The sequence below is a fragment of the Cryobacterium arcticum genome, from assembly GCF_003185895.1.
GTDB classification, from domain to species: Bacteria; Actinomycetota; Actinomycetes; order Actinomycetales; family Microbacteriaceae; genus Cryobacterium; species Cryobacterium arcticum.
Genome location: NZ_QHLY01000012.1, coordinates 1253080 through 1266429, shown reverse-complemented (window position 1 = coordinate 1266429; position 13350 = coordinate 1253080). Strand labels below are relative to the sequence as shown.

15 protein-coding genes are annotated in these 13350 nt (G+C 67.2%); 6 read left to right on the top strand and 9 right to left on the bottom strand.

Annotated features, from left to right (window positions below; translation table 11 throughout):
- Positions 1–20: 20 nt before the first annotated feature.
- From CTB96_RS15655 to xseA, 4 genes are read right to left on the bottom strand one after another with little or no spacing between them, the layout of a single operon-like run.
- On the bottom strand, positions 21–659 hold the full coding sequence (locus tag CTB96_RS15655) for a carbonic anhydrase (protein WP_110127747.1): 639 nt from the start codon (positions 657–659) through the stop codon (positions 21–23).
- Positions 656–1318: a DUF4245 domain-containing protein gene (locus tag CTB96_RS15650; RefSeq protein ID WP_110127746.1), complete on the bottom strand. Its 663-nt coding sequence runs from the start codon at positions 1316–1318 to the stop codon at positions 656–658. The genes CTB96_RS15655 and CTB96_RS15650 overlap by 4 nt, the downstream gene beginning before the upstream one ends.
- A complete protein-coding gene (locus tag CTB96_RS15645) occupies positions 1315–1563 on the bottom strand; it encodes an exodeoxyribonuclease VII small subunit (protein WP_110127745.1) in 249 nt (82 codons plus the stop codon). Before CTB96_RS15645 ends, CTB96_RS15650 begins: the two co-directional genes overlap by 4 nt.
- A gap of 29 nt (positions 1564–1592) precedes the next feature.
- A complete protein-coding gene (xseA, locus tag CTB96_RS15640; RefSeq protein ID WP_248283403.1) occupies positions 1593–2819 on the bottom strand; it encodes an exodeoxyribonuclease VII large subunit in 1227 nt (408 codons plus the stop codon).
- A 123-nt stretch (positions 2820–2942) separates the two neighbouring features.
- Between xseA and CTB96_RS15635 the strand changes: the two genes are divergently transcribed.
- Positions 2943–3983, top strand: coding sequence for a 4-hydroxy-3-methylbut-2-enyl diphosphate reductase (locus CTB96_RS15635; RefSeq protein WP_110128525.1), 1041 nt, complete (start codon positions 2943–2945; stop codon positions 3981–3983).
- Between the two features lie 36 nt (positions 3984–4019).
- On the opposite strand, the gene CTB96_RS15630 is transcribed toward CTB96_RS15635, so the two are convergent.
- On the bottom strand, positions 4020–4625 hold the full coding sequence (locus CTB96_RS15630; protein ID WP_110127744.1) for a DUF6264 family protein: 606 nt from the start codon (positions 4623–4625) through the stop codon (positions 4020–4022).
- A 15-nt stretch (positions 4626–4640) separates the two neighbouring features.
- Positions 4641–5666, bottom strand: coding sequence for a class II fructose-bisphosphate aldolase (gene fbaA / locus CTB96_RS15625; RefSeq protein WP_110127743.1), 1026 nt, complete (start codon positions 5664–5666; stop codon positions 4641–4643).
- A gap of 185 nt (positions 5667–5851) precedes the next feature.
- Between fbaA and glpX the strand changes: the two genes are divergently transcribed.
- Positions 5852–6838 (top strand): class II fructose-bisphosphatase, encoded by a 987-nt coding sequence (gene glpX, locus CTB96_RS15620; RefSeq protein WP_110127742.1) that lies wholly within the window; start codon positions 5852–5854, stop codon positions 6836–6838.
- 25 nt (positions 6839–6863) lie between these two features.
- Here the strand turns inward: glpX and CTB96_RS15615 are convergent, their stop codons facing one another.
- Genes CTB96_RS15615 through CTB96_RS15605 form a run of 3 tightly spaced genes read right to left on the bottom strand, consistent with a single transcriptional unit; the run spans position 6864 to position 9255 of the window.
- Positions 6864–7520 (bottom strand): pentapeptide repeat-containing protein, encoded by a 657-nt coding sequence (locus CTB96_RS15615; protein WP_110127741.1) that lies wholly within the window; start codon positions 7518–7520, stop codon positions 6864–6866.
- Positions 7520–7957 carry a nitroreductase family deazaflavin-dependent oxidoreductase gene (locus CTB96_RS15610; protein ID WP_110127740.1) on the bottom strand — a complete coding sequence of 146 codons (438 nt, stop codon included), beginning with the start codon at positions 7955–7957 and terminating at the stop codon, positions 7520–7522. Before CTB96_RS15610 ends, CTB96_RS15615 begins: the two co-directional genes overlap by 1 nt.
- Before the next feature lie 5 nt (positions 7958–7962).
- Positions 7963–9255 carry an MFS transporter gene (locus CTB96_RS15605; RefSeq protein WP_110127739.1) on the bottom strand — a complete coding sequence of 431 codons (1293 nt, stop codon included), beginning with the start codon at positions 9253–9255 and terminating at the stop codon, positions 7963–7965.
- 69 nt (positions 9256–9324) lie between these two features.
- Here CTB96_RS15605 and prfB point away from each other — a divergent pair, with 69 nt between their 5' ends.
- From prfB to smpB, 4 genes are all read left to right on the top strand, one after another.
- Positions 9325–10431, top strand: coding sequence for a peptide chain release factor 2 (gene prfB / locus CTB96_RS15600; protein ID WP_110127738.1), 1107 nt, complete (start codon positions 9325–9327; stop codon positions 10429–10431).
- A gap of 81 nt (positions 10432–10512) precedes the next feature.
- The gene (gene ftsE / locus CTB96_RS15595) at positions 10513–11763 is read left to right on the top strand and encodes a cell division ATP-binding protein FtsE (protein WP_110127737.1); all 1251 of its coding nucleotides are present in this window, start codon (positions 10513–10515) and stop codon (positions 11761–11763) included.
- Positions 11760–12674: a permease-like cell division protein FtsX gene (gene ftsX / locus CTB96_RS15590; protein WP_110127736.1), complete on the top strand. Its 915-nt coding sequence runs from the start codon at positions 11760–11762 to the stop codon at positions 12672–12674. The genes ftsE and ftsX overlap by 4 nt, the downstream gene beginning before the upstream one ends.
- Positions 12675–12763: 89 nt before the next feature.
- On the top strand, positions 12764–13240 hold the full coding sequence (gene smpB / locus CTB96_RS15585) for an SsrA-binding protein SmpB (protein ID WP_066599783.1): 477 nt from the start codon (positions 12764–12766) through the stop codon (positions 13238–13240).
- Positions 13241–13350: the final 110 nt, after the last annotated feature.

Here is a 13350-nt window from a genome sequence, read left to right as displayed (position 1 = left end):
GGTAACGGGTCTGACGGCACCTAGACGATGCCGACGACGATGTCGGGGTCGGCGCGGCCCTCGAGGAGCCGGTAGTTCGCGCCGACGATAGCCAATGTACCTTCTGCGATGGCGGCGCTGATCATCTCGGAGCGCTGCACCAGCTCGGCCACCGTGTCGCGCAGGTGTTCCCGGCCAACGGCGGATGCGTCGACGGTCTGCGGGTCGAGCGGGCCCGTCGTCGGGCCGCCCACGCGGCGTACCGCTGGCACGATCTTCTCGATGATGTTGTTGATGTGCGGCGGCAGCGGCACGGCGTCTTCGGCCTGCGAGTCGATGGCGGCCAGGACGGCGCCGCAGCGGTCGTGGCCGAGCACCAGGATCAGCGGCACCTTCAGCACGGCCACGGCGTATTCGAGCGAGCCGAGCACGGAGTCGGAGATGACCTGGCCGGCGTTGCGCACCACGAACAGGTCGCCGAGGCCCTTGTCGAAGATGATCTCGGCAGCGAGCCTGGAGTCGCTGCAGCCGAACAGGGCGGCCATCGGGGTCTGCTCGAACGCGGTCTCGGCGCGACGGTCGACATCCTGGCGCGGATGTTGCGGCGTACCGTTGACGAAACGTTCGTTGCCTTCGGCGAGGTCGTTCCAGACGGTGGCCGGAGAGAGTTCTGTGGTCATGTGTTGTCCTCGGCCTGGTTGGCGGTGATTTGGTCGGAGAGCGCGCCGGCGAGCACGGTGAGTTCCTGATCGGAGGCCGTGCCGATGAGCAGATAGGTGCTGTCGCCGGCATCGGTGACGAGAGCGGATTCGAAGTTGCCCTGGTCGGCGGCGGGCGCGGGGTTGCGGTAGACGTCCCACTCCACGCCATCGATGGTGATGGTGTCGCTGGCGGCCACCTTGTCCAGCTGTTCGGCCAGCCAGGTGGGGTTGGCGTCGACGGCCTGAGTAAGCCCGATGAATTCGTTCTCAGGGGTGATCAAGCCGATGTACCAGCTGGAGACGCCGTCGCTGCCGCCCGCGCGCCACTCGGCGGCGTTGGCGCTCCAGCCCGGCGGCAGGGTCGGGGCAACGAGCGGCTCGTCGACGCCCTGCTGCACCTGTTCGGCGACCGAGCCGAAGTCCACGGCGCGGTCGAGCGGGGTGTCGCTGCGGGGCACGATGAGCACCAGCACGATGACCGCTCCCACCGTGGCCAGCAGGGAGTAGACGAGGTTGTTGATGGTCTTGCGGGAGCGATAGTTGCGGGAGTTCGTGGCCAGCCGGGTGGCCCGCTCTTCCGCCGTTTCCGGCCGGCCCAGCTCCGCGACGACTCGCGGTGGGCGCGGGGCGCGGCTCATTCCGCTGTGGCCGCGCCGCGAGCGGCATCCAGGCGCGCCTTGGCGCCGATCAGCCATTCTTCGCAGCGGGTCGCGAGGGCTTCGCCCCGCTCCCAGAGTGCGAGTGATTCTTCGAGCGTGGCTGCGCCCTGTTCGAGCACCGACACCACCCGGATCAGTTCGTCCCTGGCCTGCTCGTAGCTGAGCGAGTCGACGGCCGGGACGGCTCCGGGGGCGTGCGTGGGCGTTGCAGCGGACGAAGTCATGGGTCCTATTCTATTTCTTCTATTTCGATCTATTTCGAGACGGCGGGCACGGTGCCGACGGCCACGGTGATGCGCAGCTCGGTGCCGGCCGGGGCCTGGTCGCTGGAGCGCATCACGTGTCCGTCGGGCAACTGCACGATGGCGTAGCCGCGATCGAGGGTGCCCTGCGGTGAGAGTGCCCGCAGTTGGCTGCGGAGTTCGGTGACGCCGGAGCCCGCGCGCTCGAGGGCGCGGTGCATCAGCTCGGTGCCGCGGGCGACGTATCGGGTGAGGTCCTGCGAACGGTTGTCGATGATCCAGTCCGAGCCGGCGAGCACCGGCCGGCTGCGCAGCTGTTCGAGCCGGTGGACCTCGGTGGAGAGGATGCCGGTGAGCCGGTTGCTCAGCCGCGCCCGGGCCTGCTGCACCCGGTTGAGTTCGTCGGAGACGTCGGGCACCACCCGTTTGGCGGCGTCGGTGGGGGTGGAGGCGCGCAGGTCGGCGACGTCGTCGAGCAGCGGCCGGTCGGCCTCGTGGCCGATGGCGCTCACCACCGGGGTGGTGCAGGCGGCGACGGCGCGCACGAGCCCCTCGTCGCTGAAGCCGAGCAGATTCTGGAAGTCGCCGCCGCCGCGGGCGACGATGATCACGTCGACCGACGGGTCGGCATCCAGTTTCTTGACGGCGGCGGTGACCTCGCTCACCATGCGGTCGCCCTGAACGGCGGCGTGCACCACACTGAACTCCACGGCCGGCCAACGCAGCTGGGCGTTGCGCAGCACGTCTTTCTCGGCGTCAGAGTCCTTGCCGGTGACCAGGCCGATGCGGTGCGGAAGGAATGGCAGCGCGCGTTTGCGGGAGGCGTCGAAGAGGCCCTCTGCCTTGAGCTGGGCGCGCAGGCGCTCCAGGCGCTCGAGCAGGTCGCCCAGGCCCACGTGCCGCAGCTCATAGACCTGCATGGTCAGCGTGCCGCCCTTGACCCAGTAGTTCGGCTTCACCAGGGCGATCACCCGGTCGCCCTGCTTGAAGTCGCTGGTGAGGCGGGCCTTGACCGACGACCACACGGTGAAGCTCACGGAGGCGTCCACCGTGAGGTCCTTGAGCTTGCCGTAGACGTTGCCGCCGCTGGTGCCCCACTGCACGATCTCACCCTCGACCCAGGCGGTGCCGAGGCGTTCGATGTAGCCGCGGATCTTGTTCGACAGCACTGCCACGGGCCAGGGCGCGTCGAGAGTGGGCGGCTCGTCGCCTGCTGCGGGCATGCTGACTGCGTTCATCGCTCTCCTACCTCGGGGTGTTGCACCGGCCGGCCCGGGAATGTGCGGGGTGTCTGTACAGATACGCCCGCTTAGACTGTTCAGGTGAGTACCAGTACCCCCGCGCCCGTGATCGGCCTTGGCATGCCTAGAATTCCGAGCCTGCGCAACAGGCTCAAGGATACCCCGGTGGATGGCCTGAAACGGGTGCTGCTGGCAGCCCCGCGCGGCTACTGCGCCGGCGTCGACCGGGCTGTCATCGCGGTGGAGAAGGCGCTCGAACTGTACGGCGCCCCGGTGTATGTGCGCAAGCAGATCGTGCACAACACCCACGTCGTGAGCGAACTGGAGAAGCTCGGCGCCATCTTCGTCGAAGAAGTGGATGAGGTTCCCAGCGGTTCGCACATCGTCTTCAGCGCGCACGGCGTGTCTCCGGCCGTCGTGAACGCCGCCGCCGACCGTGGCCTCATGGCCATCGACGCCACCTGCCCACTGGTGACCAAGGTGCACCGCGAAGCCGTGCGCTTCGCCCGGGACGACTTCGAGATCTTGCTGATCGGCCACGAGGGCCACGAAGAGGTCGAGGGCACCGCCGGCGAGGCGCCGGAGCACACCACGCTCGTCGGCAGCCCCGACGAAGCCGACACCATCGTGGTGAAGGACCCGAACAAGGTGGTCTGGCTGTCACAGACCACGCTGAGCGTCGACGAGACCATGGAGACCGTGCGGCGCCTCCGCGCCCGGTTCCCGAACCTGCAGGATCCGCCCAGCGACGACATCTGCTACGCCACCCAGAACCGTCAGGTGGCCATCAAGAAGGTCGCCCGCGACTCCGACCTGGTGATCGTGGTGGGTTCGGCGAACTCGTCCAACTCGGTGCGCCTGGTCGAGGTCGCCCTGGAATACGGCGCCAAGGCCGCTTACCGGGTGGACTACGCCAGCGAAGTGAAGCAGGAATGGCTGGACGGCGTGAACACCGTCGGCGTGACCAGCGGCGCATCCGTGCCGGAAGAGCTTGTCGAGGAGTTGCTGCGCGACCTGGCCGGCGCCGGTTACGGCGACGTTGAGCAGATCAAGACGGCCGAGGAAGACCTGCTCTTCTCCCTGCCCAAGGAACTGCGCAAGGACCTGCAGGGCAAGACGGATGCGCGTGCGCTCGGCGGGCGAGTCAACCGGCCCGAGTAGTTGCGGCTGGGCCGGCCGGTTACGGCCGGCTGCCGGTTACGGCTGGCTGAAGTAGTCGAGCAGGGCGGTGTCGCCCGCGAGCACCACGGCCATGGTGGCCACGAGCAGCACGAAGGCCACGACTCCGCCGATCAGCGGCACATAGAACGCGCGCTTCGACTTGATCACCAGCAGCACCGAGCTGACGGCGGTGGCCAGCCAGACGACGGCCTGGCCGATGCTGCCGGCCAGGATCAGCGGGGCGACGGATGCGGCGGGGCTGTAGTCGCCGAGCTCGGCCTGTGTATAGAGCATCTGCAGTGCTTCGGGCAGAGAGCCGAGCATCGAGATCGTGAAGAAGGTGCCCAACAGGCCCAGGAACAGCAGGCTGATGGTCAGCGGGCGGTCCCAGCTGGGCGCCGCCTTGCCGGTCGCCGTGCCGGTGCCGGTGGCGGAGACCGATGCCGCGTCCCGCTGGGCTGAGCCCAGCGGGAGCGCGGTGGGTGGATCGACGGGGGCAGAGGCCGCCGGGGACTGTTCGTCCTGCGGCGGGGTCCAGGTCCAGCCTTCCGGAGCCAGTTCGCCGTAGCGGGGCTGGGGTCGGTAGTCCACCGGCGGGGTCGCCGCCGGCGTCTGGTCTGGAGCGTTCTCTGCCATCGTCATCCGGTTGTTTCTGATCTAGCTGTTCGAGTGTCCGGCGGAACCGAGCTGACGGGTCGCCTGCGCGACGCGGGCGGCCATGGCCGTCTCGGCCACCTTGCCCCAGGCACGCGGGTCGTACAGCTTCTTGTTTCCGACTTCACCGTCGACCTTGAGCACGCCGTCGTAGTTCTTCAGCATGTAGTCGGCGATGGCGCGGGTGAACGCGTACTGGGTGTCGGTGTCGACGTTCATCTTCACGACGCCGTTCTTGACGGCTTCCGCGATCTCGGCGTCGGTCGAGCCTGAGCCGCCGTGGAAGACGAGGTCGAGCGGCAGGCCGGAGGTGGCGTACTTGGCGGCGACGCTGGCCTGGATCTCCGCGAGGAGCTCCGGACGCAGCTTGACGTTGCCGGGCTTGTAGACGCCGTGCACGTTGCCGAAGGTGAGGGCGGCCATGTAGCGGCCCTGCTCGCCGAGGCCGAGGGCCTCGATCATCTTGACGGTGTCGTCGAAGGTCGTGTAGAGGTTGTCGTTGATGTCGCCCTCAACGCCGTCTTCTTCGCCGCCGACGGCGCCGATCTCGACCTCGAGAATGGCGTTGATCGCCTTGGTGCGCTTGATGATGGTCTTCGCGATCTCGAGGTTCTCGTCGAGGGCGATCGCCGAGCCGTCCCACATGTGGGACTGGAAGATCGGGTTGAAGCCGTCGGCCACAGCGGTCTCCGACGCGGAGATCAGGGGCAGGACGAAGTCGTCCAGTGCGCCCTTGGGGCAGTGGTCGGTGTGCAGGGCGACGGTGACCGGGTAGTTCTCGGCAACGACGTGCGCGAACTTGGCGAAGGCCAGGGCGCCGGCGGCGCGGTTCTTGACGGTGTGGCCGGCGAAGTAGTCGGCGCCACCGGTGGTTACCTGGATGATGCCGTCAGAGCCGGCTTCGGTCAGGCCCTGGAGGACGGCGTTGATCGACTGCGAGGAAGAGACGTTGAATGCGGGGTACGCGAACCCCTTCGACTTGGCCTTGTTCAGCATTTCGGCGTATTGGTCTGGGGTTGCGATGGGCATTGCGTCTCCTCGAAAGTGAGCTGGGGTGTCCGTCAAGTGTAGCGAGAGCGGATGTGCGAGCGCTCAGCCGGTCGCGGGTAGAAGGTCCTGCCCCAAAACGGGGGCTGGGTAAGCTGGGCCGCAGACCGGCCGAGAGCCGGCGAGTCCGTCAGCAACCCACATATGACCTCGAAGGACGACTACCCATGGTGAATACCGAACACGCTTCGCTCTATCTGCACCCCGACCGCAACCTCGGCATGGAGCTGGTGCGGGCCACCGAGGCCGCCGCCATCCGTGCCGTACCGTTCATCGGCCGGGGTGACAAGAATGCCGCCGACGGCGCGGCCGTCGACGCGATGCGCAAGTTCCTCGGCACTGTCGATTTCGACGGCGTTGTTGTCATCGGCGAGGGCGAGAAGGACGACGCCCCCATGCTCTACAACGGCGAGCACGTCGGCAGCGGCCGCGGGCCGTCTTGCGACATCGCGGTCGACCCGATCGACGGCACCTCACTCACCGCCAACGGCCGCCAGAACGCGCTCAGCATGATCGCCGTCGCCGACCGGGGCAGCATGTACGACCCCAGCGCCGTGTTCTACATGGACAAGATCGTCACCGGCTGGGAGGGCCACGGCGTCGTGGACCTGCGCCTGCCGATCGGCGAGAACGTTCGTGCGCTGGCCAAGGCCAAGGGCAAGGACGTCGCCGACATGACCATCGCCATCCTCGACCGGCCGCGGCACGTCGGCCTGATCGAAGAGGTGCGCGCCGCGGGCGCCGGAACCCGGCTGATGCTGGACGGCGACGTGGCCGGCGGCATCAACGCGGCGATCACGGAGACCCGCATCGACTTGTGCGTGGGTATCGGCGGCACCCCGGAGGGCATCATCACCGCGTGTGCGCTCAAGGCGCTCGGCGGCTTCATCCAGGCCAGGCTGCACCCCAAGGACGACGAGGAGGCGCAGAAGGCCATCGACGCCGGCCATGACCTCGACCGCATCCTGGGCGTGAACGACCTGGTCACCAGCGACAACACCTACTTCGTCGCCACCGGCGTCACCGACGGCCAGCTGGTCGGCGGCGTGCGCAAGATGGGCCCGAAGATCCGCACGGAGTCGATCGTGTTGCGCGGAAAGTCGGGCACCATCCGCCGGGTCGTGGCCGAACACCTCGCCGAGAAGTGGCTCTAGCCTGACCCGTGGGCCGCGCGCCCGGCTACTCCACCAGGATGCCGAGGTGCGCGGCCAGCAGCGGCGCAAGCATCGATAACTGAGCGTCGTCGATGGTGGCGCCCTTGAGGCCCTCGAGGCTGTGAATGGCCGAGAACTCGGTGGAGCGCAGGTCGACGTCGGTGAGGCGGGCGCCGGCCACGTCGAGGGTGCCGATCCGGCAGTCGCGCAGTTCCAGCCGCTGCACGACGGTGCTGGAGATATCCAGTTCGTCGATGATGCAGTTGCTGATCAGCACGTCGGTGAGGGTGGCGTTGCGCAGGTTCACGAAGTCCAGCTTCGAACCGTCGATCTGCACGCTGCGCAGGTTCGCGTCGTACATCTCCACCGAGCCGAGCCGGGAGTGCTCGATGCGCACATCGCGCCAGCTCGAGCGGGGTGCGCTGAACACCGCGGCGTGCAGTTCGGTGGCGACGCACTCCGACCAGCTGGTGCCGCGGAGCACGGTGGTGTTGAAGTCCACGGCGTGCAGTTCGCACTCGGTGAAGCTGGTGCTGGTGAGGTCGCGGCCGGAGAAGTCGACCCGGCTGAACCGCTCGGCCTCGCGGTCGTCGCCCCGGCCGACCAGGGCGCCGTCGTTGTCCAGCAGGTTGTCCAGCACGATCCGGTCGAGCTGCGGACCCCGCTTCTTGGTGCGCGCCACTAGGCGATGGGCTCGAGCAGGAACACCGGAATGATCCGGTCGGTCTTCTTCTGGTAATCGGCGTACGGGGGATAGGCGGCGACGGCGCGCTCCCACCAGACCGCCTTCTCGTCGCCGGTGATCTCGCGGGCGGTCATGTCCTGGCGCACCGGGCCGTCCTGCACCTCGACCAGGGGATGCGCGACGACGTTGGCATACCAGACCGGGTTCTTGGGGCTGCCGCCGAGGGAGGCGACGGCCAGGTAGCTGCCGTCGTGTTCGACGCGCATCAGCGGGGCCTTGCGGACCTTGCCTGACTTGGCGCCGAGGGTGGTCAGGACTATCACGGGCATCCCGCGCAGGGTGGTGCCCTTGGTGCCGCCGGAGGTCTCGTACAGGTCGACCTGGTCGCGCACCCACTTCTCGGGGCTGGGTTCGTATTCGCCGTGCAGGGGCATGCTTGCTACCTTCTTCTCGGGCTGGTGGGGTTCGTCGGAGTGAGCCGGGGGTGCCGCGGTGCATACCGCGGGATGTATCGCCACAGCAGGCCGGCGCCGACGAGGCCGACGACGCCCAGCGTGCCACTGGCCACCGACAACGACACCAGTGCCGTGATGCCGGCCACGGCCAGGGGAGCGGCGGCACTGCCGAAGTCGGCCGTGAAGCGCCACGCGCCCAGGAACGGAGCTGGTCCGGTCTGCGGGGCGAGGTCGGCGCCGAGGGTCATCAGCAGGCCGCTGCCGATGCCGTTGGCCAGGGACAGGAACATCGCCACGGCGATGAACCACTGCGCGTTGGCGGGCAGGTCGTGGGTGAAGGCGAGGGCGATCAAGCCCAGCGAGAGACCGATCATCGACGGGATGGCGGTCCACATGCGGCCGAAGCGGTCCATGATTTGGCCGCTGGCGTAGAACAGCGCGAAGTCGATGCCGCCGGCGATGCCGATGATCAGGGCGGTGTCGGGTTCGTTGATCCCGATGCTCACCGCCCAGAGCGGCAGCATCACCGTGCGGGTGGCGCGCATCGCCCCGACCAGCCCGGCCCCGGTGCCGAGCCGGAGGAGCACGCCGCGGTACTGCCAGATGGTGGCGAACAGTCCCGCGGTCTCTGCCGCGGCGAGATCCTCGCCGGCGGTGCGCACCGGCTTGTCGGCGCCGGCGCCGGACTGCGCACTCGCGAACGTGCTCGACGGGTCGGGCAGCAACAAGAGCACCAAAGCGGCCGCGAGGCAGCAGACGATGAAGATCCAGAAGACCGCCGTGGTGCCACCGGTGAGGTGGATCACGCCGGCGGCGAGAAACGGCCCGACGAACCAGCCGGCCCGGAAGACTCCGCCGAGGGTGGACAGCGCCCTGGCCCGGTAGGCGACCGGCACATAACTGGTCATGAACGCGTGCCGCGCGAGCGCGAACACCGCGGTGGCCAGGCCGATCAGAAAGATGCCGACCGCGAGCACGATGGGGTTCGGGGCGATGATGCAGACCAACACGGCGAGGATCGCCAGCACCGACGCACCGATCATGGAGTTGCGTTCGCCGAACCTGGACACCACCGCGCCGCTGGGGATGTCGCCGATCAGCTCGCCGACCATCACCATCGCGGCGATGAACCCGGCGAAGGCGAGTGAGGCGCCGAGGCCGTCGGCCACCAGGGGGATGAGGGGGATCATCGCGCCCTCGCCGATCGAGAACAACATCGTGGGCAGGAACGCTGCCAGCGCCACCCCTCTCAGGCTGAAGGGGCGCTCGGTGCTCATCGAATCGATGTTACGCGCTCCCCAGGCACCGGTCACCGCGCCGGGAGGCCCGGTAGGCTGGATTACACAATGATTGAGCTGGATTTCTCTGAGCAGATCGCCGCGCTGCGGGCCACGTTTGACGACATCCGGTCGGTGATCGACATCGACCGTCTGAAACTTGACATCGCCGAGTTGAACGACCAAGCGGGCGCCCCCGACCTGTGGAACGACTCCGAGCACGCCCAAAAGGTGACCAGCGAACTGAGCCACCGCCAGAGCGAGCTCAAGCGCATCGAGAGCATCGAGTCCCGGTTGGACGACCTCGAGGTGCTGGTGGAACTCGCCAACGCCGAGGGTGACCAGGAATCGGCCGATGAGGCCACCGCTGAGCTGGCGAGCGTGAAGAAGGTGCTCGGCGACCTCGAGGTGCAGACCCTGCTGAACGGCGAGTTCGATCCGAACCCGGCCGTGATCACCATCCGTGCCGGGGCCGGTGGCGTCGACGCCGCCGACTTCGCCGAGATGCTGCTGCGCATGTACCTGCGCTGGGCCGAGCAGCACAACTACTCCACCAACGTGCTCGACGTGAGCTACGCCGAAGAGGCCGGCATCAAGTCCGCCACGTTCGAGGTGAACGCTCCGTACGCCTTCGGCACCCTGAGCGTCGAGGCCGGCACCCACCGCCTGGTGCGGATGAGCCCGTTCAACTCGGCGGGCAAGCGCCAGACCTCCTTCGCCGCGGTCGAGGTCGTGCCGCTGATCGAGCAGGCCGAGGCCGTGGAGATCCCGGACAACGACATCCGCGTCGACGTCTTCCGTTCCAGCGGCCCCGGTGGCCAGTCGGTCAACACCACCGACTCCGCCGTGCGCATCACCCACCTGCCGACCGGACTGGTGGTGAGCTGCCAGAACGAGAAGAGCCAGATCCAGAACCGGGCGGCCGCGATGCGGGTGCTCGCATCCCGACTTCTGTTGTTGCAGCGGGAGCAGGAAGCGGCAACGAAGAAGGAATTCGCCGGCATCATCACCGCCAGCTGGGGTGACCAGATGCGCAGCTACGTGCTCGCGCCGTATCAAATGGTCAAGGACCTGCGTACCGAATACGAGGTCAACAACCCGTCCAACGTGTTCGACGGCGACCTCGACGGCTTCATCGCCGCGGGCATCCGCTGGCGCAAGACCCCCACGGACTAGGGACATTCCCAGCTGGCTAGTTGCCCATCTGGGTATGTCGCAATAGGAAAATCGCGGATGCCTGCCTAGGCTCGAAACGCCATGATCCGATTTGATCACATCACCAAGAAATATCCCGGTACGAACCGACCGGCCCTGAACTCAATCGACGTCGAGATTCTTCGCGGCGAGTTTGTCTTCCTGGTCGGCGCTTCGGGCTCGGGAAAGTCGAGCTGCCTTCGCCTGATGTTGAAGGAGGAGAAGCCGTCCAGCGGAAGCATTCACGTGCTCGGCCAGGACCTGCGCTCCATCTCCAACCGCAAGGTGCCCTACTTCCGCCGCAATCTCGGAGTGGTCTTCCAGGACTTCCGCCTGCTGCCGAACAAGAGCGTGTACGACAACGTCGCGTTCAGCCTCCAGGTGATCGGCAAGTCCCGTGGCTACATCCAGGAAGCCGTTCCGGACACCCTGCAGATGGTGGGCCTGGCCGAGAAGGCCCAGCGCCTGCCCCACGAACTCTCCGGCGGTGAGCAGCAGCGGGTGGCCATCGCCCGCGCGATCGTGAACAAGCCCCAGATCGTGCTCGCTGACGAGCCCACCGGAAACCTCGACCCCACCACCAGTGCTGAGATCATGTCGCTGCTGGCACGGATCAACGCCGGCGGTACCACCGTGATCATGGCAACCCACGAGGCCGGCATCGTCGACAAGATGAAGCGCCGCGTGATCGAACTCTCCGCCGGCCAGATCGTGCGTGACGAACGTCAGGGTGGCTACGCCACCGCGGCCATCCCCATGGTTCTGCCTGCCGGCGAACGCGCGGCCTCGCGGTCGTCGCGCATGCCGACCACGACGGCAGCATCGGCCGAACCCCTCACCTATCCGTCACCGGAGGTACTGCCGCAGGAGGTGGCATCGGCCGAGGTCGAGGCTGCCGCCGTTGCGGTGAGCACGGCTCCGCCGGCGTCTTCGGAGCACGGTGACCGCACGCCGCTCGAGACCGAGATCGTGCCGCCCGCGGCTGTTCCCGTCGCCGAGTCCGCGCCGGCACCCCGGGACGAGCCCGAGCAGAACGCCGTTCCGGCGACTCCGCCCGCACCATTCGCACCTGCTGTGCCTGGTGCACCTGCGCCCGCGCCTCTGGCGCCCCCGGTTGCCGAAAGCCCCGCAGAGGTCGACGCCCAGCCGGACACCCCGGTTGAGCCCCCCACCTCCACGATGTCCCGACCGGTACTCCCGGTCACCCAGCACGATGAACCAGAACAGCTCACGCTGGCCGAGAAACTGGGCCTGCGGGCGCCGGGCGAGAAGCCCGACCCCACAGTTGAGCAGAACGTAGGACCCACCCGATGAGACTCGGACTCGTGCTTTCCGAAGCATCCCACGGCTTGCGCCGCAACGCCTCGATGGTCGTCTCCGTCGTTCTCGTGACCTTCATCTCGCTCACCTTCGTGGGTGCGGCGATCCTGATGCAGATGCAGATCGGCCAGATGAAGAACTTCTGGTACGACCGTGCGCAGGTGGGTATTTACATGTGCACCTCGATCTCGCCGGGGGAGACCTGCACCGCGGGTGAGGCCACCCAGGAGCAGATCGACGCCGTTCAGGCCCAGCTGGACTCGCCGACCCTGGCGACGTTCATCGACAAGTACTACTTCGAGACCCACGAGCAGGCGTTCGAGAACTTCAAGACGCAGTTCGCCGGCAATCCGGTTGCCGACTACGTGACTCCTGAGCAGCTCAACCAGACCTTCTGGGTCAACCTGAACAACCCGGAGGACTCCGATGTTCTGGTGGAGAGCCTCTCCGGTGTGGCGGGGGTGGAGAACGTGGCCGACCAACGCAAGTACCTCGACCAGATCTTCTCGGTGCTCAACGTGGCCAGTTACACGGCCATCGGCATCGCCTCGCTGATGCTGGTGGCGGCCGCGCTGCTGATCGCCACGACTATCCGGCTGTCGGCGTTCTCCCGCCGGAAGGAACTGGGCATCATGCGCCTGGTGGGAGCGTCGAACCGGTTCATCCAAACGCCGTTTATTCTCGAGGGCGTGTTCGCGGCCTTGCTGGGTTCGTTGCTTGCTGGTGGTGCGATCGTTGCGATCGTGAAGTTCTTCGTGCAGGACTACCTGGGCGCCAGTCTGAGCGGTTTTGCGCTGGTGGGACTGGATGATGCGCTCACAGTGGTGCCGATCCTGCTGGCCCTGGGAGCCGCGTTGGCGGCCGCCTCGGCCAACTTCGCCATCACCCGCTATCTGAAGGTGTAGCCGGCCTCCGACGGATGCGTGGTCCGCTAGACTGATGGGCTGCCTGGCGGATGCCGGGCTCCACCACCGAATCGATCGAGGAGAATGCCGTGCCCAGGGAAAAAGGCGAGAAGGTCGTCGCGACCAATCGCAAGGCGCGCCACGATTACCTCATCGAGGACACGTACGAGGCCGGAATGGTGCTCAGCGGCACCGAAGTGAAGTCCCTCCGGGCCGGACGGGCGTCGCTTGTCGACGGATATGCCTTCATCGAATCCGGTGAAGCCTGGCTGGATGCCGTGCACATTCCCGAGTACACCGCCGGCACCTGGACCAACCACCCGCCGCGTCGCAAGCGCAAGCTCCTGCTGCACAAGCAGGAGATCATCAAGATCAGCCACAAGACCAAAGAGGGCGGTTACACGCTCATTCCGCTGAAGATCTACTTCAGCGACGGCAAGGCCAAGGTCGAGATCGCGGTGGCCAAGGGCAAGAAGGAATTCGACAAGCGTCAGACCCTGCGCGAACGCCAGGACAAGCGCGAGTCCGACCGCGCCATCTCGGCCCGCCGCAACCTCGGCGACTAACCGACTGGCCCCACCTGTCGACGTCGGCAGCCCGTACCCCGTCGCCGGTCGAGCTTGTCGAGACCGCGCGAGCCGGCCTGCGGTGCTCACCCCGTCGTTGGTCGAGCCTG

Bases quoted from the DNA above. Each gene is read 5' to 3' on its own strand.
- CTB96_RS15655 (WP_110127747.1), bottom strand. From the start codon at position 659: ATGACCACAGAACTCTCTCCGGCCACCGTCTGGAACGACCTCGCCGAA.
- CTB96_RS15650 (WP_110127746.1), bottom strand. From the start codon at position 1,318: ATGAGCCGCGCCCCGCGCCCACCGCGAGTCGTCGCGGAGCTGGGCCGG.
- CTB96_RS15645 (WP_110127745.1), bottom strand. From the start codon at position 1,563: ATGACTTCGTCCGCTGCAACGCCCACGCACGCCCCCGGAGCCGTCCCG.
- xseA (WP_248283403.1), bottom strand. From the start codon at position 2,819: ATGAACGCAGTCAGCATGCCCGCAGCAGGCGACGAGCCGCCCACTCTC.
- CTB96_RS15635 (WP_110128525.1), top strand. From the start codon at position 2,943: ATGCCTAGAATTCCGAGCCTGCGCAACAGGCTCAAGGATACCCCGGTG.
- CTB96_RS15630 (WP_110127744.1), bottom strand. From the start codon at position 4,625: ATGACGATGGCAGAGAACGCTCCAGACCAGACGCCGGCGGCGACCCCG.
- fbaA (WP_110127743.1), bottom strand. From the start codon at position 5,666: ATGCCCATCGCAACCCCAGACCAATACGCCGAAATGCTGAACAAGGCC.
- glpX (WP_110127742.1), top strand. From the start codon at position 5,852: ATGGTGAATACCGAACACGCTTCGCTCTATCTGCACCCCGACCGCAAC.
- CTB96_RS15610 (WP_110127740.1), bottom strand. From the start codon at position 7,957: ATGCCCCTGCACGGCGAATACGAACCCAGCCCCGAGAAGTGGGTGCGC.
- CTB96_RS15605 (WP_110127739.1), bottom strand. From the start codon at position 9,255: ATGAGCACCGAGCGCCCCTTCAGCCTGAGAGGGGTGGCGCTGGCAGCG.
- prfB (WP_110127738.1), top strand. From the start codon at position 9,325: ATGATTGAGCTGGATTTCTCTGAGCAGATCGCCGCGCTGCGGGCCACG.
- ftsE (WP_110127737.1), top strand. From the start codon at position 10,513: ATGATCCGATTTGATCACATCACCAAGAAATATCCCGGTACGAACCGA.
- ftsX (WP_110127736.1), top strand. From the start codon at position 11,760: ATGAGACTCGGACTCGTGCTTTCCGAAGCATCCCACGGCTTGCGCCGC.